This window comes from Proteus sp. MB838, assembly GCF_054767435.1.
The window spans coordinates 51,462-76,794 of sequence record NZ_BAABMO010000016.1; the positions used below are offsets into that span (position 1 = coordinate 51,462).

A 25,333-nucleotide genomic window follows, 5' to 3' on the forward strand; every position below is an offset into this window, starting at 1 on the left:
TAAAATTATATTCAAGATTAGAAATTGCGAGCAGTCACGTCATTTTTTGTAACGCTATTTTTTTATTCAATTTATTTTTCTTACTCTCTCGTAATTCATATGGTTGCTAATTGCTGAATTATTTAAGGCTTGGCATTATTTGATGGCATTCAGTAATCGCTGTTTGCTGTTGAATATACAGTTATTTTTACAAAAAGGAGATGATTAAAATGGATAAAAAAACACTATCAGCATTTATGGCATCAATATGTTTAACATTAGGTTTAGGGTTATCACCACTCTCTTATGCCGATGATATATCGCCTTCAACATCAACCATGTTGATTGAAAAAGGGGATCAAAAAGAGAGTGCTATCAGTGAGGTAAACGCTAGTGCACAAGGAAAGTTGAATATTAATAGTGCAACACTTGATGAATTAATGACGCTAAAAGGGATCGGAAAAGCAAAAGCGCAAGCCATTATCGATTATCGAGAAAAAGTGGGGCGTTTTGCTTCTTTTGATGATCTCGCCAAGGTCTTTGGTATTGGTATGAAGCTTATTGAACAAAATAAAGATCTAATTATTATCAACTAATTACTCGATAATACTGTACCCCTTTTTTGTGATCAAAAAGGGGTACAGAATTGCCTTTATATAATATTAATAATCAGATGGTATTTTAATTTGGGTAATAAATAATCGGATGAAATATACCCTATTTGATATTTTTGACTATATTTAAGATATTACATAGAAATTTCTCTTAGCTAAAGTTTGTTAGGGATATCAAGAGGTAATAAAGTCATATGAGTACATTAATTAAAGTTTATGGATTCCATTTAGATGTTTTTGAGCATGTGAATAATGCACGTTACCTTGAATTTTTAGAACAAGCGAGATGGGATTGGATTGAACAACACTTAGATCTCGCTTGGTTTAAACGGCATGGTCTAGCACTCGTTGTCGCGAATATTAATATCAACTATCGTTTGCCCGCTAATTTAGGCGATGAACTAATCATTAGTTGTGATATTGCAGAAGTCGGTATTAAAAGTGGCGTGTTGTCTCAAAAAATAGTGAGAAAACAAGATGGTGCATTGATTTCAGATGCATTAGTGACTTTTGTACTCGTTGATATCAATACTAAAAAAGCATTAACACTTACAGATCAGTTACGAGAAAAATTGGAGTATGTACGCCAGTCTGCTGATTAGCATTGATGTTATCCAGTTAACCGTCTAATTTTATCGGTGATCGTAACATATTAGCGGCAGGATATACCGTACTTACCTGTGTAAGGGAGGGAGTAGTCAGCCCACTCGCTGAAGCAGGAACCCACCGAGACGAGTCAGACTGTGGTCTGAACCGCTGTAGGGAGCCACGTCCTTTAGGGCATGGAGGAGGTCAATTGGTTTTGGTATAGAATAATTCCCCGCTCTGTTGTTTTCAGGGCGGAGAAAATCACAGGGGAAAACTGGGTAAAACAACTGGTTAATTAGTTATCACGGCTTCGACGACTTTATTAGCAACCTAACAGGCCGCGAATTAAAAATAACTGCTACGGGTGTAAACGCACAGAAAACAAAGCTAACACATTTTTGACAGATTATTTAAGGCCAACTTTATTTTTCATGGCGTCCATGACGGCATTTTTGTCTTGTAAATAGCCATGAAGTCCACGCTCTCTTAAATGGCAAGCTGCACATTGACCACAACCATCACCTTGAATACCGTTATAACAAGTTAAGGTGTTGTGGCGTACAAAATCTAACTTACCGTAATAGTCAGCGAGTGCCCAAGTTTGCGCTTTATCTAACCACATCAACGGAGTGATAAACTGAATATCACGAGCAATACCTAAATTTACCGCATGATTTAGAGCCTTAACAAACTCATCGCGACAATCTGGATAACCTGAGAAATCAGTTTCACATACGCCGGTAATAACGCTTTCAGCACCAATCTGATAAGCATAAATGGAGGCTAATGTAAGAAATAAAATATTTCTACCAGGTACAAAGGTACTAGGAATATCGCTTTGTTCACTCTGTTTAAAATCAGGCACAGGAATATTGTCACGTGTTAAGCTGCTGATAGCGAGTTCATTGAGTAAACTGACATCCAAAACTTTATGTGCGGTTGCACCTAATAATTGACTGACTCTTTGTGCTACCTCAATTTCTTCTTTATGACGTTGTCCATAATTAAATGTAATACAATGAACTTCATCATACTGCTCTAGTGCTTGGATTAGGCAGGTTGTCGAATCTTGTCCACCACTAAAGACAACGACCGTTTTTTTCATCAGAATACTCCTGAATATTGATATTTTTTAAGGATTAATACGCATAATATTGCAGATATTATGACAAGTTATCACCAAATTATCAGTAAGAGATTATTCTTATAGCAGGGGTAGATTATTACTATTTTTTGTAGGGGCATATGTTAAAGGAGTATTTATGTTAGATAAGATTGACCGAAAACTATTAACGCTATTACAGGAAGATTCAAGCCTCTCACTGAATACTTTGGCAGAGGCGGTTAACCTAACCTCAACACCTTGCTGGAAACGATTGAAAAGACTCGAGGATGAAGGGTATATTCGTAAACGTGTTGCATTACTCGACAGCGAAAAAATTGGGCTTGGCTTAACAGTTATTGTTATGATAAGAACACAGCAACATAATAGCGAGTGGTATGAACAATTTGTATCATTCGTTAAGCAAATGCCAGAAGTACTGACATTCTATCGAATGGCGGGTGAGTGTGATTATCTAATGCATGTTGAAGTTGTAGACATGAAAAGTTATGACCAATTTTACAAACGCATGGTTAACGGCGTTCCTGGGCTTATTGACGTAACTTCTAACTTTGCAATGGAAAAAATTAAATACACAACGGCAATGCCGATACCTGAATAAGATCCCTCTTTACCAACTGGCACTTTTATTTTTGTACAACCTTAGGATTTAAGGCGTGGCTCTATTTTCACAGCTCAGTTGGTATTTTATCAGCGAATGGCGTCGTTATGTCGGTGCTATTTTCTTATTGATGGTTATCGCCGTTCTACAAGTGATCCCTCCAAAAATCGTCGGGATTATTGTTGATGGTGTTGATAGCCATAGCCTGTCTTTTCAGCAAATTATGGGGTGGATCGGGATCATGGTATTGATCGCCCTTGCTGTCTATTTATTACGTTATATTTGGCGACTGTGGTTATTTGGTGCTTCTTACCAACTGGCAGTGAAATTACGTATGCAAATCTATCGCCAACTTAGTCTTCAATCATCGGCTTTTTATCAACGTTATCGCACGGGTGATTTAATTGCACGTACCACTAATGATGTTGATAAAGTCGTTTTTGCCGCAGGGGAAGGGGTGTTAACCCTTGTTGACTCTATGGTAATGGGACTTGCGGTGTTAGTGATGATGAGTATTCAGTTAAGTTGGCAATTGACACTTATCTCATTGTTACCTATGCCATTAATGGCAATATTAATTAAACGCTATGGCGATAAACTACATCACCGCTTTAAAAATGCACAAGCACTATTTTCTTCATTGAATAATCAAGCGCAAGAAAGTTTAAGTAGCATTCGTATGATCAAATCTTTCGGTCTTGAACAGCAACATGCTTCACGTTTTGAAACGGTTGCAAAAGAGACGGGTCGACAAAATATGCGAGTGGCAAAAGTCGATGCATTGTTTGACCCCACTATTTTTATGGCAATTGGTTTTGCTAACTTACTTGCTGTGGCGGGAGGAAGTTATTTTGTTCTCAATGGCACGATGACATTGGGAGAATTAACCAGTTTTGTAATGTATTTAGGGCAAATGATTTGGCCTATGTTAGCGCTGGCATGGATGTTTAATATTGTTGAGCGTGGTAGTGCGGCTTATAGCAGGATCAATGCATTACTCAATGAGCAACCGGCTATGGTTGATGGTCAACTATCACTAATGCATCAAAAAGGAACTTTAGCGGTAGATATTAAAGCGTTTCATTACCCCAAACAGCAAGTTGATGTACTAAAAAACATTCATTTTACACTCTCTCCAGGGGATATGTTGGGTATTTGCGGTATGACTGGGGCGGGGAAAAGCACTTTGTTAGCGCTGATCCAGCGCTTATATGATGTCAGTGAAGGGGATATTCGTTTTCAATCTGTCCCCCTTTACCAATTAAAATTGGATGAATGGCGGGGAAGACTTGCTGTTGTCAACCAAACACCGTTTCTTTTTTCGGATACGATTGCCGGAAATATAGCCTTAGGACGCCCTGATGCTACCAAAGAAGAGATAGAGGCAGTAGCCAAAATCGCCAATATTCACGATGATATTTTAAATTTACCCGAAGGATATCTGACTCAAGTTGGTGAAAAAGGGGTCATGCTCTCGGGGGGACAAAAGCAACGTATTTCCATTGCTAGAGCTTTACTGTTAGATGCGGAAATCTTGTTATTAGATGATGCGTTATCAGCCGTTGATGGACAAACTGAATACCAGATCTTACAAAATCTGGCTCAATGGCGTAAAGAGAAAACCATTATTATTAGTGCTCACCGTTTATCTGCACTGGTTGATGCAACAAATATATTGGTATTAAAACAAGGCGAAATCATAGAGCAAGGTACTCATCAAACACTTATTGCAGTGCCAGGTTGGTATCAAGATATGTACCATTATCAACAACTCGAGGCCGCATTAGATGACGATAAATAATAATAAATCCATTAAAACGTTATTGCCGGCCTTAAAAAGATTATTAGCTTATGGCAAAACCTATCGCAAACCGATGACATTAGGTGTGGTGATGTTATGGGTGGCAGCGATTGCAGAAGTGGGTGGACCTTTACTTATTAGTTATTTTATTGATGCTAAAGTAGCGACTCATCAAGTTGAATGGCGAGACGCATTAGGTCTTGCTGCTGCTTTTATTCTATTACAAATTATTGCGGCACTATTGCACTATTACCAAACAATCGTCTTTAATTATGCCGCTGTTGGGGTGGTACAACAGTTACGAGCAGATGTGATGAGTGCTGCGCTAAAACAGCCATTAAGTGCATTTGATAATCAGCCTGTAGGACAGCTGATTTCTCGTGTTACCAATGATACAGAAACTATCAAAGATCTATTTGTTAACGTCTTTCCTGCTCTATTTCGTGCTATAGCATTGGTGGTTGTGATGTTAATCGCTATGTTTCTACTCGAATGGCAAATGGCATTAGTGGCGATGACGATTTTCCCTGCGGTTATTGGTGTGATGATGCTTTATCAACGGCTAAGTACACCGATTGTCCGCAATGTGCGTCATTATCTTGCCAATATTAATGATGGCTTTCATGAAGTGATTAATGGTATGTCGGTTATCCAGCAATTTCGTCAACAAGCTCGCTTCGGTAAGAGAATGTCAGATGATAGCTGGCAACATTATCAAGCACGTATGAAAGCACTAAAACTTGATGGGCTACTATTGCGCCCGTTACTCAGTATGCTCTCTGCATTGGTGCTATGTGGCTTATTGATACTGTTTGGATATCAAGGTAGTGCTGTGATTGGTGTTGGAGTAATTTATGCTTTTATCAGCTATTTAGGTCGTCTTAATGAACCTCTTATTACTCTGACGTCTCAACAATCTTTATTACAACAAGCGGTTGTTTCCGGTGAACGAGTCTTTGAGTTAATGGACGCCCCAATGCAGCAATATGGCAATGCAAGCTATACCATTAACCAAGGAGATATAGCCATTAACGGCTTGTGGTTTGCGTATCTAAAACAGCAGTGGGTATTAAAAGAGATTAATCTTGATATACCTGCTCGCCACTTTGTCGCTTTTGTGGGGCATACTGGCAGTGGAAAAAGTACCTTAGCCAGTTTGCTTATGGGAAATTATCCATGGCAAAAAGGACATATCTACTTAGATAACCATCCATTAGAATGCTATTCCCATCAGGCATTAAGAAGCGGTATTGCGATGGTACAGCAAGATCCTGTTTTATTATCAGGTACTTTGCGTGACAATATTACTTTAGGGCGTCACTGCTCTGAAGCTCACTTATGGCAAGTATTAGCAACAGTACAATTAAATAGCTGGGTAAAAACATTACCTGACGGTTTAGAAACCCCCTTAGGTGAACAGGGTAGTCGCTTATCCGCGGGACAAAAACAGTTATTAGCATTAGCTCGAGTATTATTATTTCCACCCCGTATTCTTATCTTAGATGAGGCAACGGCAAATATCGACTCGGGTACAGAGCAAGCTGTTCAAAAAGCCCTTACGGAAATAAGAGAAAAAACCACATTAATTGTTATCGCTCATCGCCTTTCAACCATTATCGATGCTGACGAAATTGTTGTGCTTCATCGTGGTGAGATTGTTGAGCAAGGTAAACATGCACAACTATTGGCACAAAAAGGTCGCTATTACAATATGTACCAATTACAACAAGTTAAAGAGTCATTACAAGTTCAAGAGCCAGCCGTTGTTGAGTGATATAATCTAAATTCCATTCATCCTAACCCAGCCAATGCTGGGTTTTTTATTGCCTCACTTTTTGCCCCAATTTTTAGCATTGTGGACATGATAAGAGCATTTATTGCACTAAGTTAGTGAGTGATATTTATTTTTTATTTATTTATCAATGAAATAACTATTGGCATATCTCTTGCTCTATCAGTATGGCGCTTTCTAAAACCGTATGGAGCAATTATATGAAATATATCATCGCGATTATTAAACCATTTAAATTAGAAGATGTAAGAGAGTCACTCTCTGAGCTTGGGATTAACGGAATGACAATCAGTGAAGTAAAAGGATATGGGCGACAAAAAGGACATGCCGAGCTTTATCGGGGCGCTGAGTATGAGGTTAACTTTCTTCCTAAAGTAAAAATAGAATTAGCGGTTTGTGATGGGTAATTAGAGCCTGTGCTACAAGCCATAAGCCAAGTTACTGATACTGGTAAAGTAGGAGATGGCAAAATTTTTGTTTTAGAGTTATTGCAGGCGATCCGTATTCGTACAGGAGAGTCTGGTGAAGAAGCCTTGTAGAGGAGCTAACAAATGAAACGATTTATTAGTTATTTTTTTACGTTAGCACTTACATACTTTCTATTACCTCAGTTAGCTATCGGAGCCACCACAATAGACATAGATAAAGCGGACAACAGTTTTATGCTGATCTGTAGTGCATTGGTGTTTTTTATGACTATTCCCGGTATCGCACTCTTTTATGGCGGGTTACTACGCAGTAAGAATGTATTATCACTAATGACGCAAGTGATGTTGATTTTCAGTGTAGTGATTATCCTTTGGATTATGTTTGGCTATAGTTTGGCGTTTACTGCTGGAAATAAGATTTGGGGTGGGTGGTCACTTACTTTTCTACATAATATTTCAGTCGATTCTGTTGCTGGTGAAATTAATCAATATGTGCATGTTGTATTTCAAGGCTCTTTTGCGGTGATCACCGTGGCCCTGATTGTTGGCGCATTAGGTGAACGTATTCGTTTTTCAGCACTGCTTATCTTTACTGTTATTTGGTTTACTTTTTCATATATTCCTATTGCCCATATGGTATGGGGAGAAGGTGGTTGGCTTATCGATGATGGAGCATTAGATTTTGCGGGAGGAACGGTTGTCCATATTAATGCCGCTGTAGCAGCGCTTGTTGGTGCTTACTTACTAGGTAAACGAGGTGATTATCAACATACTGCGATTAAACCACATAATTTACCTATGGTCTTTACTGGTACAGCGGTACTTTATATTGGTTGGTTTGGTTTTAATGCAGGCTCTGCAGGGAGTGCTAATGGTATTGCTGCATTGGCGTTTTTAAATACAGTTGTAGCTACCGCAGGTGCAGTTCTTGCGTGGACATTTGCTGAATGGCTAGTGAGAAGGAAACCTTCTATGTTAGGTAGTTGTTCAGGATGTATTGCGGGATTAGTTGCTATTACCCCAGCCGCGGGAACCGTAGGCCCTATTGGTGCTTTGGTTATTGGTATTATTGCTGGCATCATCGGGCTTTGGGGGGGTTGTGGTTCTTAAACGTTGGTTAAAAGCAGATGATGTCTGTGATGTTTTTGGTATTCATGGTACTTGTGGTATTGCGGGCTGTTTATTAACGGGGATATTTACGGCTTCATTTTTAGGGGGCATTGGTTATAGCGAACATATGACGTTAGGTAAGCAAGTGCTAACTCAATTATTTAGTGTTGTGATTACGCTTATTTGGTCAAGTGTTGTGGCTTACATTGCCTTTAAAATTGCCGATAAGCTAGTGGGATTGCGTGTCTCACAAGAAGAAGAGCATGATGGATTAGATATAACCACTCATGGAGAAAGAGCGTACGAGCAGTAATGGTCTATTCCCCCTCAACTGAGGGGGGAATATTCTCACTGCGTTATTTGTTTGATTTTATTCGTTTTTGGCGGATAACACCTTCTTGAACAGAAGAGGCAACTAGTTGCCCACTCATATTAAACATTTTTCCTCTCACAAATCCGCGACCACCTGAGGCTGATGGACTTTCAATAGCATAAAGTAACCAGTCATCAACACGAAATGGGCGATGGAACCACATGGAATGATCGATGGTAGCCACTTGTAAACTCGGATCCATAAAACCTAAACCATAAGGTTGCAGTGAGGTGGGTAAAAAATCAAAATCAGAGATATAACCTAATAAGTATTGGTGTAGGAAAGGATCAGATGGCATTTCTCCGCGACTACGATACCAAACATAACGTTCCGCAGGTGCTTTCTCATAACCAAACGGGCTAAAATATTGCACGGGGCGTGCTTCAAAAGGTGTTTCTCTTAATGCGAGTGTTCTTAGAGGTTCGGGTAATTTTGGGGCAAGTTTTTTCAATATCTCATCTTGAGAGATCAAGTCATTTGGAAAAGGGACTTCAGGCATCATATCTTGATGTTCAAAGCCTTCTTCAAACTCTTGGAAAGAGACGGTCATATAAAAAATAGGCTTACCTTGTTGGATAGCACTGACGCGACGAGTACTAAATGAGCCACCATCACGGATAGATTCCACATCGTAAATAATAGGCTTATGGCTATCACCAGGTCGTAAAAAATAGCTGTGAAATGAATTAACATAGCGATTATCAGCAATTGTTTGTTTTGCCGCATAAAGAGCTTGGCCAACAACTTGTCCACCAAAGACTTGTGGTAAACCTAAATCTTCACTTTGACCTCTAAATAGGCCTTCTTCTATTTTTTCAAGCTCCATTAAGTTGATAAGTTTTTTTAATGCCTGGCTCATAGTTTACCTATATATCATCGGATAGATTATGTTTTATAGTTTTGATTATATACAATCCGCTATCGGATAAAAAAATAATCTGCTGTTTATATTTTGCTAAAAATGCCGTAACACCTTATTTGATAGGGGAGCAATCGCGATATTAGCTAAATAGAGGGCATAAATTGAAAGAATTTGGCAAAGCATAAGGCCTTATTGAGTAATTTATCAGCACTTGGTCTGGCTTTCCTTGCTATTTGGATAGCTTTAAAAGATAATGCATATCGTCTTAGCAATAAGACAATCTATGGGGTCTTGTTGGTTCTCCCGCAACACTAACTTGTTAACTCGGTCAGGTCCGGAAGGAAGCAGCCATGGCAGGTGTCGTGTGTGCCGGGATGTCGCTGGCAAGGCCCCACCCAATTTCTGCATTGCAATCCCGCTATTTTTTATCCAGTTACTTTCTTCATCGTAATCGTATCGTTGAACGTTTGCATCTAAACATATTTCTATTTACATATTGTTTAATTAATAGTTTTTTTAACTATATTTACTCTCAATATGGGTTTGGTGAATTAATAAGAAACAGAATGCCTTTCACCTATTATCGCCTACGCGTTATAGATGAATAATAAGAGAAGTTGTAAGAATTATGCCGTCATGCCGTTATAAGCACGGCATGATAGTGTGTAATCATTTTACTTATTAAAAAAGCATGAATAAAACGATACCTAAAAATAAGAACTATTAACCCAATTACTATAAAGAGATAGTAAAAATAAGAGGATACTAATGGTTACTTGCTAATACGATTATCTTACAAATTTCCAAACAGATGCTGGGATCTTGTCATAAAGTTTGTTCATGGTTAGCTCTGCTAAGCGATGGTCTGCAGCTGAATAAAATAGCTCTAACTCATCATCGGTCAGTTCATATTTGTTCTTTTCAATCACTCTTTCAAGGGTTTCGATTGAGGTGCATTTTCTTAAACGCATTAGATAGTCTGTTTTAGTCATGTTGTCTTTTCTCTATAATTTAAATAAAACTAAAGGTAATTTAATTTACTTGATATAACTTTTAGGATTTTTATCGATAAGCGTTAACAGTGAATAGTTTAACTCTTTCCAATTATTCAATTCCGAGTAGGAAATGGAGTCACTACCGAATAACCGATAAGTCTCTTCTATGCACTCTTCCATTAAAGTGTTAATAGCGTGTTTATCAGGATATTTTATCTTAAACAGCCAACTAAAGCCCATAATGTGATCAATTAGGGCATTAAGGTCAACGCTTTTTGTGCTACTTAGATCATTGTTCCAAACTGCGGTACCTTTATCTAATGAGCTTAATGCTTGCTGTAATAGCTCTTCACATAAAAATGACAATTCAGCTAAATCTATTTTTTCTGGTGAATATTCGTCCATAGCTTATTGTGACTGAATTATGCTAAAGAAACACTAATAATTAATACTGATAAATTAGCTATTAATGAAGCTTGCGGCTTAATTCAGTAATGAATTAATTAAACAATCTTAAAATAAACAGCAACTTTATATTTTATTCATATACCAATAATGTTTAATAATTGTTTTTATTATTTCTACATAGTAATGGTGTAATTTGAAAAAGGTATTTAAATACGAAACTACATTCAATGCAAGTTGAAAAAGTGTACAAAATAAAAGTACTGTATGCTTAATATAGCACTATTATTGCATAAGTCACTATCTGAGCGATAGAAATTTGTCTATTTTCGTAAAAATTTAGTTGAGAAGCGTAAAAGTAAGGATAATTAACTTGATGATTATCCTAGTATTTGTTTGCTAAAAATGTCTTATATCGCTAAATAGTCTTGGTGATAAGCTGATATTAATAAAAAATAGTGTGTTAAATTTGACAAAAAGTCATATATAAGAAAAAAATTAAACTGATTTATTGATTAGGGATATGTTTTTCTTTAATTGATAACAATATAAAGGGGCGGGATTAACACGAAAAATTAAAATAAAACAAAAAGGCCGCTAAGCGACCTTTTTGATGGGTAGCCAACAAATTATGTTGGCTATGGTATAGCATAGTGATTACTTAGTTTGGTGCGGATAGTTTGGGTGCTCTAAGTCTTCGTTTTTCTTCGCAAACCTTCTGCGGATCACAACGAAGAAAATAGGAACAAAGTAAATAGCAAGGGATGTTGCGGCAATCATACCACCGAATACCCCTGTACCTACTGAGTTTTGCGCACCGGAGCCTGCACCGTTACTTAATACCAGAGGAATAACCCCAAGCATAAAGGCTAACGATGTCATTAGAATTGGACGTAGACGCATTCTAACGGAATCTAACGTCGCTTCTACTAGCCCTTTACCCTCTTTTTCCATTAAGTCTTTGGCGAATTCGACAATCAATATGGCGTTCTTCGCCGATAACCCAATGGTGGTAAGTAGCCCAACCTTAAAGTAAACGTCGTTTTCAAGCCCTCTCAATGTAGTAAATGCTAACGCACCAATGACCCCTAAAGGTACGACTAACATAACTGAGAAAGGCACTGACCAACTCTCATAGAGTGCCGCCAAACAAAGGAATACTACAATTAATGAAATAGTATACAGTGCTGGCGCTTGGTTACCTGATAGACGTTCTTGGTATGACATACCCGTCCACTCGTAGCCAATACCACTTGGTAATTTGCTGGCGAGTTGTTCCATCATTAGCATTGCATCACCACTACTTTGTCCCGGTGTTGCACTACCTTGGATCTGGACAGCTGGTAAACCATTATAACGCTCTAAACGTGGTGAGCCATATAACCAAGGATCTTTACTAGTATCAATGAAGGATGAGAAAGGCACCATCTGACCCGCATTGTTACGAACATAAAGATTAGCAATATCTTGTGGCAACATGCGGAATTGTGGTTCTGCTTGAACGTAAACTTTCTTCACACGACCACGGTCGATAAAGTCGTTAACGTAGCTACCACCAAACATCGTACCTAATGTTGAGTAGATATCACTGACCGCAACACCTTGAGCTTGTGCTTTTTCTAAGTCGATATAAAGACGATACTGAGAGGTATCTTCTTGACCGTTAGGACGCACACCCGTCAACATTTGTGGCTCTTGTGCTGCCATTCCAAGCAATTGGTTTCTTGCTTCCATGAGTTTTTCGTGTCCCAGGTTGGCATTATCGATTAACTCGAATTCAAAACCACCTGCAGAGCCTAACTCAACAATTGCTGGAATATTAAAGGAGTAAACAAAGGCTTCTTTAATTTGAGAAAGAGCTTGGTTAGCACGACCGACAATAGCAGGGACTTTGTCTTGGTCTGATTTACGCTCATCCCAATCATTTAATACGACGAAAGCAAGCCCCATGTTTTGACCTTGACCACCAAAACCAAAGTCGCTGACGGTAAAGACCGACTTAACCACATCTTTTTCTTTAGTATTAAAATAGTCATTGACTTGTGCTAATACGTCTTGAGTTTGTTCTTGGGTTGATCCAGCGGGCAACTGAACCATTGTCAGTAAGACCCCTTGGTCTTCTTCTGGTAAGAAAGACGCCGGTAAACGCACAAACATAATTGCCATAGCAGCAACAAGTAAGACGTAGATCAGTAAGTAACGACCTGTACCACGCAGTGTACGAGAAACACTGTCTGTATAGTGGTGACTACTTTTTTCAAAAACGCGGTTAAACCAACCAAAGAAACCTGTTTGTACACCATGGCTGCCTTTCGGGATTGGTTTTAACAATGTCGCACAAAGTGCAGGGGTTAAAATCAATGCCACGAAAACAGACAGCACCATCGCTGATACAATAGTAACTGAGAACTGTCGGTAAATCGCACCCGTTGAACCACCAAAGAATGCCATTGGAATAAATACCGCAGATAACACGAGGGCAATACCCACCAATGCACCTTGGATTTGTCCCATAGACTTACGTGTCGCTTCTTTAGGTGACAGTCCTTCCTCTTGCATCACACGTTCAACGTTTTCTACTACAACGATAGCATCATCAACCAGTAGACCGATGGCTAGTACCATCGCGAACATCGTCAAGGTGTTTATCGAATAGCCAAACGCGGACAATATGGCGAAAGTCCCTAATAATACGACGGGCACAGCAATGGTTGGGATTAATGTAGCACGGAAGTTCTGTAAGAACAGATACATGACTACAAATACCAGCATAATGGCTTCAACGAGCGTTTTAACTACTTCAAAAATAGAGATCTTAACAAATGGTGTTGTATCGTAAGGATAAACGACCTCTAATCCAGAAAGGAAGAACGGCTCCATATCAGCCAGTGCCGCACGTACTGCTGTTGCGGTATCAAGGGCGTTAGCACCTGTTGCCAGTTTAATACCAATACCTGCTGCAGGTAAGCCATTAAAGCGAGCAATCGTGCTGTAGTTTTCAGCCCCCATCTCAACAATACCCAGATCTTTTAGCTTAACCTGTGAACCGTCTTGATTGACTTTCATCAGAATATCAGCAAATTGCTCAGGTGTATTAAGTCGAGTTTGCGCAATGATAGATACATTTAAACGCTGACCAGGCACTGGTGGCGTACCACCTAATTGACCTGCCGCCACTTGGTTATTTTGCGATTTAATCGCATTAATAACATCAAGTGTGGTCATGTTATATTTCACCAGTTTATCTGGATCTAACCAAATACGCATCGCGTATTGTGTACCAAATAACTGCGTTTCACCCACCCCTGTGACACGGCTTAATGGATCTTTAATTGTTGCACCTACATAGTCGGCGATGTCATCTTGTGACATCGAGCCATCACCAGAGATAAAACCTGCAACCATTAAGAATGAACTAGAAGATTTATCGACACTAATCCCTTGTTGTTGTACTTCCTGAGGTAAAAGAGGCATTGCCAATTGCAATTTATTTTGCACTTGGACTTGCGCAATATCAGGGTCAGTACCAGCTTCAAAGGTCAGCGTGATATTCATCATACCTGCAGAATCACTGGTTGAAGACATATAAACCATGTTATCGATACCATTCATATTCTGTTCGATAACTTGGGTTACAGTATTCTGTACCGTGGTTGCATCAGCTCCTGGATAGACCGCAGAGATGGAAATCGCTGGCGGTGCAATCGTTGGATATTGTGCAACAGGCAGTTTGATGAGTGCCAAAAGACCAGCAAGCATGGTAATTATGGCAATTACCCACGCAAATATTGGTCTGTCTATAAAAAACTTAGGCATAGATCATCGACTCCTTATTGAGGATCCTTCGCTGGTTCAGATTTTTCAGTTGATGCTGTTGCATCTAAATTTTCTTCTTGTGGCGTAACCTTCATTTCAGGTTTTGCTTTTTGTAGCCCCGAAACGATAACGCGGTCACCAACCTGAACACCACTATTCACTAGCCACTTATTACCAACTGCTTGTGATACTTCAATAGTACGCACTTCAACCACGTTGTCTTTATTAACGACCATGGTTGTTGCTTCACCACGAGGAGTACGAATAACAGCTTGTTGTGGGATCAAAATAGCATTTTGACGAATACCATTTTCTAATTTTGTACGAACAAACATACCAGGCAGTAATTCACCTTTAGGATTAGGTACGATTGCACGCATAGTGATAGAGCCTGTGGATTCATCAACGGTCACATCAGAAAATTCTAAATGACCTTTTTGAGCGTAGGATTGACCATTGGTTAAGGTTAAGTGAACAACAGGTTTACCTTGCTCTTGACGAACAATGCCACTTTCAATTTCATTTTTTAATTTCAGATAATCTTCACTCGATTGTGTCACATCGACATAAATCGGATCGATTTGCTGAACGGTTGTTAAAGCCACTTGCTGACCAGGTGCAACTAATGCGCCTTCTGTTACCGTTGATTTACCTGAACGGCCAGAAATTGGTGCGGTGACTTTGGTATATTCAAGATTAATTTTTGCATTAGTCACTGTAGCTTCAGCTGCTTTTACTGCAGCAACAGCTTGAGCGTACTGAGATGTTGCGGTATCAAAATCTTGTTTACTGACATAATTGGTGCCGAGTAGAGGTTTATAGCGCTCTACAGTTAGGCGAGCAATTTCAGCATTCGCTTTCGCTTTTGCTAAATCAGCTTGAGCACTGTTTAATGTAGCTTGAAAAATAGCAGGATCGATTTGGTACAAAGATGTTCCTGCTTCTACATAACTACCTTCGGTGTAATTGCGTTTTAAGATGATGCCGCCAACCTGAGGGCGAACCTCTGCGATACGATAAGCAGATGTACGACCAGGTAAGTCTGTTGTGATAGTCAGTGGTTTCGCATCTAATGTAACAACACCTACAGCAGGAGCAGGAGGTGGACCTCCAGCAGACTGATTTTTGTCGCCACATCCAGCAATAACCAAGCTGCCTGAAAGCACTAACAGAGCCAGAGGCAAAACCCCTCTGTTTTTTCGCATAAGAAAACCTCTATTCAAAAGTTGTTTCCCGGGATAAAAAATAATTAAGTTGATGAATGATTGCGATGTATAGTACAAACATACATGAATGTATGTAAATTAACTTCAGTCAAAATCGAGGAATAATGGCACGAAAAACTAAACGCCAAGCACAAGAGACAAGACAGCAGATTATTGATGCTGCACTTAGGCTATTTACTGTGCAAGGTGTTTCTGCCACATCACTTTCAGATATTGCAACCGAGGCCGGAGTAACTCGAGGTGCAATATATTGGCACTTTAAGAATAAAGTGGATTTATTTACTGAAGCGTGTGAACTCACCGACTTAAAAATAGAATCATTAGAATTAGAGTATCAATCAAAATATCCAGATGATCCACTATTTGTATTAAGAGAATTGCTTATTTACATATTGACATCAATTGTCGAAGATCCGAAACATAATGCACTTCTAGAAATATATTTCCATAAGTGCGAATTTGTTGGTGAAATGACACCAATTGTTGAAATCCGCCGAGAATTATGTGCAGCCGATTACTCTAGAATAGAGCAATCTTTATCTCGCTGTATCGAAAAAAGACAACTTCCTGCCAACCTTGATTTAAGAAGAGCTGCGATTATGTTAAGAGCTATGATGACAGGGCTTGCTGAAAATTGGTTATTTTCACCAGAAAGTTTTTCTATTAAAGAGGAAAGTCAATATTTGGTTGATAGTTTTATTGATATGATTAAGCATAGCGTAAATATGAGAATATCGGCGCTATCTTAATTTATTCTTAAACATAAGGAAGAAGTTCATGAGCAAAGTATTAGTGATTGCAAATGGTGCAGCATACGGTAATGAATCATTATTTAACGCACTGCGTTTATCTATTACTTTAAAAGAGCAACATCCAGAAACGCAATTAAATATCTTTTTAATGTCTGATGCGGTAACCGGTGCACTGGCTCATCAGCAACCCAAAGAAGGTTACAACCTCCAACAAATGTTAGAAATTTTAACGGCACAAAACGTCCCTGTTAAGTTATGCAAAACCTGTACAGATACTCGTGGTATCAGTGAATTACCTTTAGTGGATGGTGCTGAACTTGGGACATTGGTGGACTTAGCACAATGGACTCTCGACGCGGATAAGATTTTGACTTTTTGATCAATATTCTGTTTTCTCAGGGGAGAAACATCTAGGCGACTTGTTCTATGACACTGCCAATTTCAAGTAATTGGATTATACTAAGAGGCAGTTTTTCAATATTCATTGAACAAGTTGCTCAATATGCGTGGATCTAACGTTTTTATTCGATTAAATCATTTTATTTCGACAATATTTATTGTCTCTATCCTCTTTGTTTTGTTAGGAAATATACTTTTTACCCCGGCTAAAGCAGAAACAGTCAGCAATAATTTACCCACCAAAGAAAGTATTCAAAACCAGCTTAATTTATTAAATAAACGTAGTGACTTAAGTGCCGAAGATAAACTCACTATTGGTGATCTAGAGCAGGCATTGCTACTTCTTGATAATATTCAACAACTAGAGAAAAAAGCAGACGACTATAATAAGACAGTAGAGCAATTACCAGAAAAGCTACGCAGTATTCAAAATCAATTAAGTCAATTAAAACAGAAAATAGCGAACAAAGAAGTTGATGACTACCGTCAATCTTTAGAGAGTCTACCGCTTGCAACTTTAGAGTCGCAATTAGAAGAGGTTTTACAATCCTTAGCGAAAGCACAGGAAGATTTAGCTAATTACAGTAATGAGCTTATTGTTTTACAAACGCAACCAGAAAGGGCGCAATCTGTTTTATTTAATAACTCAGAAAGATTGCAACAAATACGAATTGCATTAAATAAAAGCAGTGCAGATAAAGCTCAAATGCGATCTTCTTCTGTGCAACTTTTACAATTAGAACAATATTATTTGCAACAACAAAACAGTTTTCAAAAACGAACACTGCAATCTAATGTACAGCTACAAAGCTTATTACAATTACAGCGTGATTATAGTTCAGCCTATATTGACCTCTCTCAAGAGCATGCTCAACTACTGCAAGAGATCTTAAGTGATAAACGTTTAGACAGTTCAGAAGAGGTTGCCAAAGAGGCGCAGACGGCAGAGCTGAGTAATCAGGCGATTAAAAATAACGCTTTTTATTTAGCTCAAGCTGATATTAATAAAAAACTCAGCGATAAGCTGATTATTACTACACAAAATAATAATGAGTTAAATCGCCATAGTTTAATGGTCAAAAACCGCCTAGATAGAGCTATCCAATCAGAGCGCAATCTTAAAGAGCAAATTGATGTATTGAAAGGGAGTCTGTTGCTCTCTCGTATTCTGTTTGAAGAGCAAATTGAGCTACCTGATGATATCTTTATCAATAAGTTACCGGATAAAATTGCCGACTTACGTTTAGAACAGTTTGAAATCAATAAACAAAGAGATCAGATTTTTCAGCCGAATCTCTATATCGACCAATTAATGCAAGAGTACCAAGCCACACATCCGGAAATTACTGATAAAAATGAGCTAAAAGAGCTACATAATGCATTATTACAACTGATTGATGCGCGACGAGATCTACTGGATAAGCTCAATAATCAACTGGGTAGCCAAATTTCTGAATCTATTAATTTACAGATGGATCAGCAACAGCTACGTAGTGTGGTGAGTTCATTAGAAAACACCTTAGCGCAACAAATATTCTGGGTAAGCAGTAATAAACCGATTAACCTCAGTTGGTTCTCAACCTTTCCAGATCAGGCAGTGGCTGAATTTCAAAGTTTTAAACTCAACTGGTCAAATGAAAATCTGTTGACCGGGGCTAAAAAATCATATCCTGTACTGATTGCGCTAATTTTGTTCAGTAGCATACTGGTTTGGCAACGTAAAAAATTTGATAAGCAGTTTGATAAATTAAGTGCTGATATTAATAAGCTTAATAAAGATACGCAGTTACATACTCCATTAGCTTTAGGGATTGTTTTCTTAAAAACATTACCCCTTTCTTGTATTGTGTTAGCGATAGGATATTGGCTAATTAATAGCTTTAATGTGCAACAAGAGTTTATCTGGTCTTTTACTTGGCAGTTTGCGGTATTTTGGCTGATGTTTGAGTGGTCTTATCGTTTAATGTCGGATAATGGAGTGGCCGTTAATCACTTTAAGATCCCCCTAGAGCGAGTACAACAAAATCGTAAACGTTTATTACGTTTATCGCTTCCCATGTTGCCAATTATTTTACTTTCCGCTTATGGTATTAATAACCCATTATTGTTAGTGGGTGATGTGATTGGTCAATTAGTGACAATTATTTCACTCTTTTTTATTAGTCTGTGTGCATTACCTTTTTGTCGTGAAATGTGGCAAGAAAAGGGTAATCATGTTGTGAGAACGGTGGTTATCACCTTATTAACTTTCTCGCCTTTACTTTTAATGGGGTTAGTTATTTTTGGTTATTATTACACCGCACTACGTTTAGCCAATCGTTGGATTGATAGTTTATATCTACTTATGTTGTGGTTTATTGCTTACCACGCGAGTTTACGCGGCCTTACTGTTGCAGCAAGACGACTGGCGTATCGTCGAGCGCTAGAGCGCCGACAAGCGATGCTTAAAGAGAAAAAAGAGGGGGATGATAACACTCTCGAGCCAATCCAAGAGCCACCGATGGATATGGAGCAGATAAACCAACAATCATTAAGATTAACCACAATGATCTTATTTATTATCTTTGCTTCCAGTTTTTATGGTATTTGGTCTGACTTTATTACAATCTTTACTTACTTAGATGGTATTACGCTTTGGCATTATAATTTGCCTACAGAGTTAGGTAATGTGGTTAAAGCAGTGACGGTTGCTGACTTACTTCTCTCTTTTGCCATTATGGCTATCTCTTGGTTTATGATAAGAAACCTACCGGGTTTACTCGAAGTTCTTATTCTTTCAAGAATTAAATTACAGCAAGGCGCTTCTTATGCCATTACGACTATTCTGACCTATATTATTATTGCGATAGGTACAATTGTTTCGCTGGGGATATTAGGCGTAGCATGGGAAAAACTACAATGGTTGGCGGCAGCCTTAACGGTTGGTTTAGGGTTTGGTTTACAAGAAATATTCGCTAACTTTGTTTCAGGGATAATTATCTTATTTGAAAGACCGGTCAGAATTGGTGATACGGTGACAATTGGCTCTTATTCTGGAACAGTGAGTCGTATTCGTATCCGAGCAACTACGGTAACGGACTTTGATCGCAAAGAGGTTATTATCCCGAATAAAGCCTTTGTGACCGAACGCCTGATCAACTGGACATTATCTGATACTGTCACACGTATTATCATTCAAGTCGGTGTTGCTTATGGTTCTGATCTGGATAAAGTGAAAACCATTTTAATGAAAGCAGCAAAAGATAATCCCAAAGTGATGACTGAGCCAGAGCCTGTGGTGCTGTTTACCGAATTTGGGGCTAGCACGTTAAATCATGAATTACGTTTTTATGTTAGAACGCTTGGGGATAGAAATACTGCTATCGACGAAGTCAACCGCGCTATTGATAAACTTTGCAATGAAAATGATATCAATATCGCGTTTAACCAATTAGAAGTGTATCTGCATAATAAACAAGGGGAAGAAGTGCAAGAAATAAAAAAAGGCTCTCTTGATGGTTCAACACCTGAAGCGAATACGCCATTTAATTAAATAGTAAGATGTTTAGTTAGCGGTTTGATTATCTCGTTTTTTCTCATAATCAACTCGCACAATTTCCAGTGCCTCAAGTACGGTGTTGGGATCAATATGATTGCTTTCAAATAAGTAGATCAAATCAACCGCTAACTGAACTGATTTAGGGGCATCTTTTAATTCCATTATGGCTCCGATTAATATTTATCTTCTTGTCGTTCAATACTCTTTTCTATAGAAACTAGGGCACTTTTACAACGCGCTAGGCGATTTTCAAGAGCAGCAATCTCTTTTTGTAATTCTTGTTGGCGTACAAAGCTTTGTGCTTGAGTTAAAGCAAGCTCTCTATCTTGGATCATCGACTGTAATCGGCGCTCGTAATCCTGATGTTGGGCAAGTTTTTGGTATAAATCGACACTTTTTTTGCGTTGACTAAGCTGGTTTTCTTGCTTTCTTAGTGTTTGTGTCGATAATTCACGAGTTAATGCTTCAATTTGTTGTAGGATTTGTGTTGCCAGAAACTTAACTTGCTGGCTACGTTGTGCCTCAACACAAGTTATTAACTGAGTAAAATTATCGCGGATCTGTTGCATATAACCACCAAGAGAATCACTGCGGTGGTGAAATAGTGCTGTGTCGAAGCAAGGTGCTGCAATTTTTTTGTTTGCAATTGGCGCTAAGGTTTCGGCGAGATTGTCGATCTGTTTTTTAAACAAACTCAATGGATCTGTTTTTTTCATTTGGGCTTTGTACCTGTTTTGCTAAAAACATGAATTGACTTAAAGCAACAAAAAAGAGTTGTTCACTGGCTTTCTGTTGCATTTTAACGGCATATTGCATAGATTCTATCGTTTCGTTTTTTATTATGGCACTGATTATGACTGCTAACGCGCAACAACTGCAATTTATTAAAGACAGCATTGAAACCATTCCTGATTACCCTAAAGAAGGGATCTTATTCCGTGATATTACGACATTACTGGATAATCCTGCGGCATATCAGGCAACGATTGATTTATTAGTTGAGCACTATCAAGGTCAGGGTATCACTAAAGTTGTAGGTACCGAAGCCCGCGGGTTCTTATTTGGTGCCCCAGTTGCTTTACGTTTAGGTGTGGGTTTTGTGCCAGTGCGTAAAAAAGGTAAATTGCCTCGTGAGACGCTTAGTGAAACTTATGATCTAGAGTACGGTACAGATACATTAGAGATCCATAAAGACAGCATTACGGATAAAGATAAAGTATTAATGGTTGATGACTTATTAGCAACTGGTGGTACTATCGAAGCAACTGCTCGTCTTATTCGTCGTTTAGGTGGAACTGTAACAGAAGCTGCATTTATTATCTGTTTACCTGATTTAGGCGGTATTGAGCGTCTAGAAAAAGAAGGGATCCATAGCTTCACATTAGTTAATTTCCCAGGGCATTAATGCTTTTTTAGTGTCAATCAGATGCTTAATGCATTTGCTGGTAAATGCCCATCATCGTGCGGGTGTATCAAAATGTATGACTCAATACATTGAGCCCGCACAATAGTCACCGCTTTAAAGTGTGCGGATAATTTCATCAATATCTCATTTGTTTCCTACAGATCTCGCTCAATAGGCTATCCCTGTGTTAGCATAGAGATAAATCTTGTTCATATTTAGCGGAATCAATGAGCTATCAGGTACTTGCCCGAAAGTGGCGCCCACAAACTTTTAACGATGTTGTCGGTCAACGTCATGTTTTGACCGCATTGGCTAATGGTCTTGATCACCAAAGGTTACATCATGCTTATCTTTTTTCTGGCACTCGCGGTGTTGGAAAAACGACGATCGCCCGTCTATTTGCTAAAGGGCTGAATTGCGAAACAGGTATAACCAGTAAACCTTGTGGTAAATGTGCTAATTGCCTTGAGATAGAGCAAGGGCGTTTTGTTGATTTAATAGAAATCGATGCGGCATCAAGAACGAAAGTTGAAGATACACGAGAGCTACTCGATAATGTTCAATATGCGCCGGCTCGTGGTCGTTTTAAAGTCTATCTTATTGACGAAGTGCATATGCTTTCTCGTCATAGTTTTAATGCGTTACTTAAAACGTTAGAAGAGCCACCTGAACACGTTAAATTCCTGTTGGCTACCACAGATCCTCAAAAACTACCTGTTACTATCTTATCTCGTTGTTTGCAATTTCACCTGCGGGCACTTGATGTTGACCAAATAGCGACACAGCTTGAGAAAGTACTATCCGCAGAACACATTGAAAATGATGTGCGAGCACGCCAATTAATTGCCCGTGCAGCAGATGGAAGTATGCGTGACGCATTAAGCCTAACCGACCAAGCAATTGCGAGTGGCGAAGGTATTGTAAGTACAGAAGTCGTTAGTCGTATGCTAGGCACGATTGATGATGCACAACCATTAGCACTGATTGAAGCTTTAGTAAAAGCAGATGGTCAACAAGTGATGTCGTTGGTTAATGAGGTTGCTTTAAGAGGAACGGATTGGGAAAACTTTTTAGTCGAAACGCTCTCATTATTACATCAAATTGCGATGTTACAACTTTTGCCGAGTGAAAATAATCCCCAAGAGCAATTTACACAAGAGCGTTTACGTTTATTAGCCAAATCAGTGTCGCCACAAGATTTACAACTTTATTATCAAACTTTATTAGTTGGGCGAAAAGAGTTGGCTTATGCGCCAGACAGACGTATGGGTGTAGAAATGACCCTTCTCAGGGCGCTTGCTTTTCATCCTAAAACTGTCATTGATGAAATCCCTACGGCTCCTTTAGCGCAAACATTGCCTTTAGCATCACAGCCGAATCAACAGCGAGTTGAAACATCGGCGCCTCAAGTGAGAAGCAATATGGCAACGGCGACACCCAAAGTATCACCGTCGCCAGAAAACAGTGCTGCATTAGGAAATAGCCCTGCGGCACAACTGTTAAGAGCACGGCAAGCCATAAGGGGAGCTGAGCAAGAAACGCCACCAAAAAAGCCTCAACCGGCGACGCCTAAACAGGCTAAGCCGGCTGCTAGTGCATTAGAGCGGCTAGCAGCCGTCAGTGAAAAACGCCAGCAAAGGGTTAATGAAAAACGGTCATCTGTTGCAGTCGAGAAAAAGAAAAAAGAAGCTTATCAATGGAAGCCACAAAATCCACAGGCACAAGTAACTGAGCCCGTGGTCTCTTCACCGAAAGAGATCAAAGAAGTTCTTGAGTATGAAAAAACGCCTGAATTAGCCGCTAAAATTGCGCAAGAGTCGCAACAGCGGGACGAGTGGGCGGCGGAAATAGCTAAAATGCCATTGCCGAAGTTAGTGCAGCAGTTAGCGTTAAATGCCTATAAAGAGACGGTCGGTGAAGAAACGATCATTTTGCATTTACGCAGTAAGCAGAAACATTTAAATTCAGCAAATGCACTACGAACACTGACAAATGCGCTAAGTGAATTGCATGGAAAAGCAATTTCACTCACAATTATAGAAGATGATAATCTAACGGTTAAAACGCCGTTAGAATGGCGACAAGCCATTTATGAAGAGAAGTTGGCGTTAGCGCGTCAATCGATTACTACGGATAAAACCATTCAGACATTACAGCACTATTTTGATGCTGAATTGGATGAAGAGAGTATCCGGCCTGTTTAATCGCAACATGTTGTATATTTCTATACAGCGTAGCTTTTACAAAGAGAGACAATTATGTTCGGAAAAGGTGGTTTGGGCAATCTGATGAAACAGGCCCAGCAGATGCAAGAAAAAATGCAGCAAATGCAAGAAGAGATCGCAAACTTAGAAGTCACCGGTGAATCTGGTGCTGGCTTAGTGAAGATCACTATCAATGGTGCTCATAATTGCCGTCGTGTTGAAATAGATCCTAGTCTGTTAGAAGATGACAAAGAGATGCTAGAAGATCTGATTGCTGCCGCCTTTAATGATGCTGCACGTCGCATTGAAGAGACACAAAAAGAGAAGATGGCATCAGTCTCTAATGGTATGCAATTGCCACCAGGCTTTAAGATGCCATTCTAATGCAAACTAGCCCTCTTCTTGAATCATTAATGGAAGCGTTGCGTTGTTTACCCGGCGTCGGGCCAAAATCAGCGCAACGAATGGCTTTTCATCTGCTTCAACGTGATAGAAGCGGAGGAATGCGACTTGCACAAGCATTAACGCGTGCAATGTCTGAAATTGGTCACTGTTGTGATTGTCGAACATTTACTGAAGAAGAGCATTGTACGATCTGTGCTAATGCTCGACGTCAGCAAAATGGTCAGATATGCGTAGTGGAAAGCCCGGCAGATATTCATGCTATCGAGCAGACAGGGCAGTTTGCAGGTCGATACTTTGTGTTAATGGGACATTTATCTCCGCTAGATGGCATTGGTCCCATGGATATTGGCTTAGATAGACTTGAAGAGCGTCTAAGCCAAGAGCCTATATCAGAAGTGATTTTAGCCACCAATCCTACGGTGGAAGGTGAAGCTACAGCAAACTATATTGCTGAGATATGCGCTCAATATGATATTGCTGCTAGCAGAATAGCACATGGCGTGCCTGTTGGTGGTGAATTAGAAATGGTGGATGGTACCACGTTGTCACACTCTATCGCGGGACGCCAGAAGATCCACTATTAATACACAAAAGATTTAATAAAAAAGCACCTTGTTATCAATATAATGAGGTGCTTTTTTTTTGATTTTACTGTCACCTTGACTGATATTGTTAATATTGCCTCAATTATATTAATAATGACTATTTGTTGCTTATTTGTGATCTAAATCTCCCTTTTTGTATAATAAAAAAGATTTTTTATGTAATTAATAGTTTTCTAACTTATTGATAGTCATAAATTTGTTATCTCGATCACAAAAAAAATACCTTTTAACATCAGTAAAACCACTCAACTGAGAAAATAGACCGCTTAACTCACTATATAACCGTTTAGCGATTTAATAACACTATTCATC

General features: G+C 39.0%; 20 protein-coding genes, 1 other RNA gene and 2 pseudogenes. 15 read left to right on the forward strand and 8 right to left on the reverse strand.

Annotated features, from left to right (window positions below):
• The first annotated feature begins 200 nt into the window (after positions 1-200).
• Both ACYUCW_RS09110 and ACYUCW_RS09115 read left to right on the forward strand, forming a co-directional pair.
• Positions 201-575, forward strand: coding sequence for a ComEA family DNA-binding protein (locus ACYUCW_RS09110; protein ID WP_460408429.1), 375 nt, complete (start codon positions 201-203; stop codon positions 573-575).
• A 212-nt stretch (positions 576-787) separates the two neighbouring features.
• On the forward strand, positions 788-1,195 hold the full coding sequence (locus ACYUCW_RS09115) for an acyl-CoA thioesterase (RefSeq protein ID WP_004245082.1): 408 nt from the start codon (positions 788-790) through the stop codon (positions 1,193-1,195).
• 392 nt (positions 1,196-1,587) lie between these two features.
• On the opposite strand, the gene queC is transcribed toward ACYUCW_RS09115, so the two are convergent.
• Positions 1,588-2,286, reverse strand: a complete 699-nt coding sequence (queC, locus tag ACYUCW_RS09120) for a 7-cyano-7-deazaguanine synthase QueC (RefSeq protein ID WP_004252552.1) — start codon at positions 2,284-2,286, stop codon at positions 1,588-1,590.
• 157 nt (positions 2,287-2,443) lie between these two features.
• Here queC and ACYUCW_RS09125 point away from each other — a divergent pair, with 157 nt between their 5' ends.
• The 5 genes and pseudogenes from ACYUCW_RS09125 to amtB all read left to right on the forward strand — a co-directional run bounded on the left by ACYUCW_RS09125 (position 2,444) and on the right by amtB (position 8,349).
• Positions 2,444-2,905: an Lrp/AsnC family transcriptional regulator gene (locus ACYUCW_RS09125; protein ID WP_004245080.1), complete on the forward strand. Its 462-nt coding sequence runs from the start codon at positions 2,444-2,446 to the stop codon at positions 2,903-2,905.
• 55 nt (positions 2,906-2,960) lie between these two features.
• Entirely contained in the window at positions 2,961-4,706 is a 1,746-nt protein-coding gene (locus ACYUCW_RS09130) for a SmdA family multidrug ABC transporter permease/ATP-binding protein (RefSeq protein ID WP_049257567.1), read from the forward strand.
• The gene (locus ACYUCW_RS09135; RefSeq protein WP_163748202.1) at positions 4,693-6,480 is read left to right on the forward strand and encodes a SmdB family multidrug efflux ABC transporter permease/ATP-binding protein; all 1,788 of its coding nucleotides are present in this window, start codon (positions 4,693-4,695) and stop codon (positions 6,478-6,480) included. The genes ACYUCW_RS09130 and ACYUCW_RS09135 overlap by 14 nt, the downstream gene beginning before the upstream one ends.
• Before the next feature lie 218 nt (positions 6,481-6,698).
• Positions 6,699-7,037 (forward strand): annotated as a pseudogene (locus tag ACYUCW_RS09140) (P-II family nitrogen regulator).
• Positions 7,038-7,049: 12 nt separating this feature from the next.
• Positions 7,050-8,349, forward strand: a pseudogene (amtB, locus tag ACYUCW_RS09145) (ammonium transporter AmtB).
• 43 nt (positions 8,350-8,392) lie between these two features.
• Here amtB and tesB read toward each other — a convergent pair.
• The gene (tesB, locus tag ACYUCW_RS09150; RefSeq protein ID WP_004245075.1) at positions 8,393-9,268 is read right to left on the reverse strand and encodes an acyl-CoA thioesterase II; all 876 of its coding nucleotides are present in this window, start codon (positions 9,266-9,268) and stop codon (positions 8,393-8,395) included.
• Between the two features lie 295 nt (positions 9,269-9,563).
• Between tesB and ffs the strand changes: the two genes are divergently transcribed.
• An RNA gene (ffs, locus tag ACYUCW_RS09155) (signal recognition particle sRNA small type) lies at positions 9,564-9,660 on the forward strand.
• A gap of 399 nt (positions 9,661-10,059) precedes the next feature.
• On the opposite strand, the gene ACYUCW_RS09160 is transcribed toward ffs, so the two are convergent.
• The 4 genes from ACYUCW_RS09160 to ACYUCW_RS09175 all read right to left on the reverse strand — a co-directional run bounded on the left by ACYUCW_RS09160 (position 10,060) and on the right by ACYUCW_RS09175 (position 15,692).
• Positions 10,060-10,263 carry an HHA domain-containing protein gene (locus ACYUCW_RS09160; protein ID WP_004245074.1) on the reverse strand — a complete coding sequence of 68 codons (204 nt, stop codon included), beginning with the start codon at positions 10,261-10,263 and terminating at the stop codon, positions 10,060-10,062.
• 45 nt (positions 10,264-10,308) lie between these two features.
• Positions 10,309-10,671, reverse strand: coding sequence for an Hha toxicity modulator TomB (gene tomB / locus ACYUCW_RS09165; protein ID WP_004245073.1), 363 nt, complete (start codon positions 10,669-10,671; stop codon positions 10,309-10,311).
• A 657-nt stretch (positions 10,672-11,328) separates the two neighbouring features.
• Positions 11,329-14,487 carry an efflux RND transporter permease subunit gene (locus ACYUCW_RS09170; RefSeq protein ID WP_460408432.1) on the reverse strand — a complete coding sequence of 1,053 codons (3,159 nt, stop codon included), beginning with the start codon at positions 14,485-14,487 and terminating at the stop codon, positions 11,329-11,331.
• A 14-nt stretch (positions 14,488-14,501) separates the two neighbouring features.
• The gene (locus tag ACYUCW_RS09175; protein ID WP_004252545.1) at positions 14,502-15,692 is read right to left on the reverse strand and encodes an efflux RND transporter periplasmic adaptor subunit; all 1,191 of its coding nucleotides are present in this window, start codon (positions 15,690-15,692) and stop codon (positions 14,502-14,504) included.
• Between the two features lie 125 nt (positions 15,693-15,817).
• Between ACYUCW_RS09175 and acrR the strand changes: the two genes are divergently transcribed.
• The 3 genes from acrR (at position 15,818) to mscK (ending at position 20,396) form a co-directional block, all read left to right on the forward strand.
• A complete protein-coding gene (acrR, locus tag ACYUCW_RS09180) occupies positions 15,818-16,462 on the forward strand; it encodes a multidrug efflux transporter transcriptional repressor AcrR (protein ID WP_004247238.1) in 645 nt (214 codons plus the stop codon).
• 28 nt (positions 16,463-16,490) lie between these two features.
• Positions 16,491-16,844, forward strand: coding sequence for a DsrE/DsrF/TusD sulfur relay family protein (locus ACYUCW_RS09185; RefSeq protein WP_004245069.1), 354 nt, complete (start codon positions 16,491-16,493; stop codon positions 16,842-16,844).
• A 123-nt stretch (positions 16,845-16,967) separates the two neighbouring features.
• Positions 16,968-20,396 carry a mechanosensitive channel MscK gene (gene mscK / locus ACYUCW_RS09190; protein WP_460408434.1) on the forward strand — a complete coding sequence of 1,143 codons (3,429 nt, stop codon included), beginning with the start codon at positions 16,968-16,970 and terminating at the stop codon, positions 20,394-20,396.
• A gap of 12 nt (positions 20,397-20,408) precedes the next feature.
• Here the strand turns inward: mscK and rsmS are convergent, their stop codons facing one another.
• Positions 20,409-20,564 carry a pleiotropic regulatory protein RsmS gene (gene rsmS / locus ACYUCW_RS09195; RefSeq protein WP_004247248.1) on the reverse strand — a complete coding sequence of 52 codons (156 nt, stop codon included), beginning with the start codon at positions 20,562-20,564 and terminating at the stop codon, positions 20,409-20,411.
• An 11-nt stretch (positions 20,565-20,575) separates the two neighbouring features.
• The gene (priC, locus tag ACYUCW_RS09200; protein ID WP_036908352.1) at positions 20,576-21,118 is read right to left on the reverse strand and encodes a primosomal replication protein PriC; all 543 of its coding nucleotides are present in this window, start codon (positions 21,116-21,118) and stop codon (positions 20,576-20,578) included.
• A gap of 137 nt (positions 21,119-21,255) precedes the next feature.
• Between priC and apt the strand changes: the two genes are divergently transcribed.
• The 4 genes from apt to recR all read left to right on the forward strand — a co-directional run bounded on the left by apt (position 21,256) and on the right by recR (position 25,000).
• Positions 21,256-21,807 (forward strand): adenine phosphoribosyltransferase, encoded by a 552-nt coding sequence (apt, locus tag ACYUCW_RS09205; RefSeq protein WP_012367485.1) that lies wholly within the window; start codon positions 21,256-21,258, stop codon positions 21,805-21,807.
• A 227-nt stretch (positions 21,808-22,034) separates the two neighbouring features.
• Positions 22,035-24,011 carry a DNA polymerase III subunit gamma/tau gene (gene dnaX, locus ACYUCW_RS09210; RefSeq protein WP_004247250.1) on the forward strand — a complete coding sequence of 659 codons (1,977 nt, stop codon included), beginning with the start codon at positions 22,035-22,037 and terminating at the stop codon, positions 24,009-24,011.
• Positions 24,012-24,065: 54 nt separating this feature from the next.
• Positions 24,066-24,395: a YbaB/EbfC family nucleoid-associated protein gene (locus tag ACYUCW_RS09215; protein WP_004245060.1), complete on the forward strand. Its 330-nt coding sequence runs from the start codon at positions 24,066-24,068 to the stop codon at positions 24,393-24,395.
• Positions 24,395-25,000 carry a recombination mediator RecR gene (recR, locus tag ACYUCW_RS09220; RefSeq protein WP_163748207.1) on the forward strand — a complete coding sequence of 202 codons (606 nt, stop codon included), beginning with the start codon at positions 24,395-24,397 and terminating at the stop codon, positions 24,998-25,000. Before ACYUCW_RS09215 ends, recR begins: the two co-directional genes overlap by 1 nt.
• Positions 25,001-25,333 lie beyond the last annotated feature (333 nt).

Coding starts and splice junctions, on each gene's coding strand:
- ACYUCW_RS09110 (WP_460408429.1), top strand. CDS start 201: ATGATTAAAATGGATAAAAAAACACTATCAGCATTTATGGCATCAATA.
- ACYUCW_RS09115 (WP_004245082.1), top strand. CDS start 788: ATGAGTACATTAATTAAAGTTTATGGATTCCATTTAGATGTTTTTGAG.
- queC (WP_004252552.1), bottom strand. CDS start 2,286: ATGAAAAAAACGGTCGTTGTCTTTAGTGGTGGACAAGATTCGACAACC.
- ACYUCW_RS09125 (WP_004245080.1), top strand. CDS start 2,444: ATGTTAGATAAGATTGACCGAAAACTATTAACGCTATTACAGGAAGAT.
- ACYUCW_RS09135 (WP_163748202.1), top strand. CDS start 4,693: ATGACGATAAATAATAATAAATCCATTAAAACGTTATTGCCGGCCTTA.
- tesB (WP_004245075.1), bottom strand. CDS start 9,268: ATGAGCCAGGCATTAAAAAAACTTATCAACTTAATGGAGCTTGAAAAA.
- ACYUCW_RS09160 (WP_004245074.1), bottom strand. CDS start 10,263: ATGACTAAAACAGACTATCTAATGCGTTTAAGAAAATGCACCTCAATC.
- tomB (WP_004245073.1), bottom strand. CDS start 10,671: ATGGACGAATATTCACCAGAAAAAATAGATTTAGCTGAATTGTCATTT.
- ACYUCW_RS09170 (WP_460408432.1), bottom strand. CDS start 14,487: ATGCCTAAGTTTTTTATAGACAGACCAATATTTGCGTGGGTAATTGCC.
- ACYUCW_RS09175 (WP_004252545.1), bottom strand. CDS start 15,692: ATGCGAAAAAACAGAGGGGTTTTGCCTCTGGCTCTGTTAGTGCTTTCA.
- acrR (WP_004247238.1), top strand. CDS start 15,818: ATGGCACGAAAAACTAAACGCCAAGCACAAGAGACAAGACAGCAGATT.
- ACYUCW_RS09185 (WP_004245069.1), top strand. CDS start 16,491: ATGAGCAAAGTATTAGTGATTGCAAATGGTGCAGCATACGGTAATGAA.
- mscK (WP_460408434.1), top strand. CDS start 16,968: ATGCGTGGATCTAACGTTTTTATTCGATTAAATCATTTTATTTCGACA.
- rsmS (WP_004247248.1), bottom strand. CDS start 20,564: ATGGAATTAAAAGATGCCCCTAAATCAGTTCAGTTAGCGGTTGATTTG.
- priC (WP_036908352.1), bottom strand. CDS start 21,118: ATGAAAAAAACAGATCCATTGAGTTTGTTTAAAAAACAGATCGACAAT.
- apt (WP_012367485.1), top strand. CDS start 21,256: ATGACTGCTAACGCGCAACAACTGCAATTTATTAAAGACAGCATTGAA.
- dnaX (WP_004247250.1), top strand. CDS start 22,035: ATGAGCTATCAGGTACTTGCCCGAAAGTGGCGCCCACAAACTTTTAAC.
- ACYUCW_RS09215 (WP_004245060.1), top strand. CDS start 24,066: ATGTTCGGAAAAGGTGGTTTGGGCAATCTGATGAAACAGGCCCAGCAG.
- recR (WP_163748207.1), top strand. CDS start 24,395: ATGCAAACTAGCCCTCTTCTTGAATCATTAATGGAAGCGTTGCGTTGT.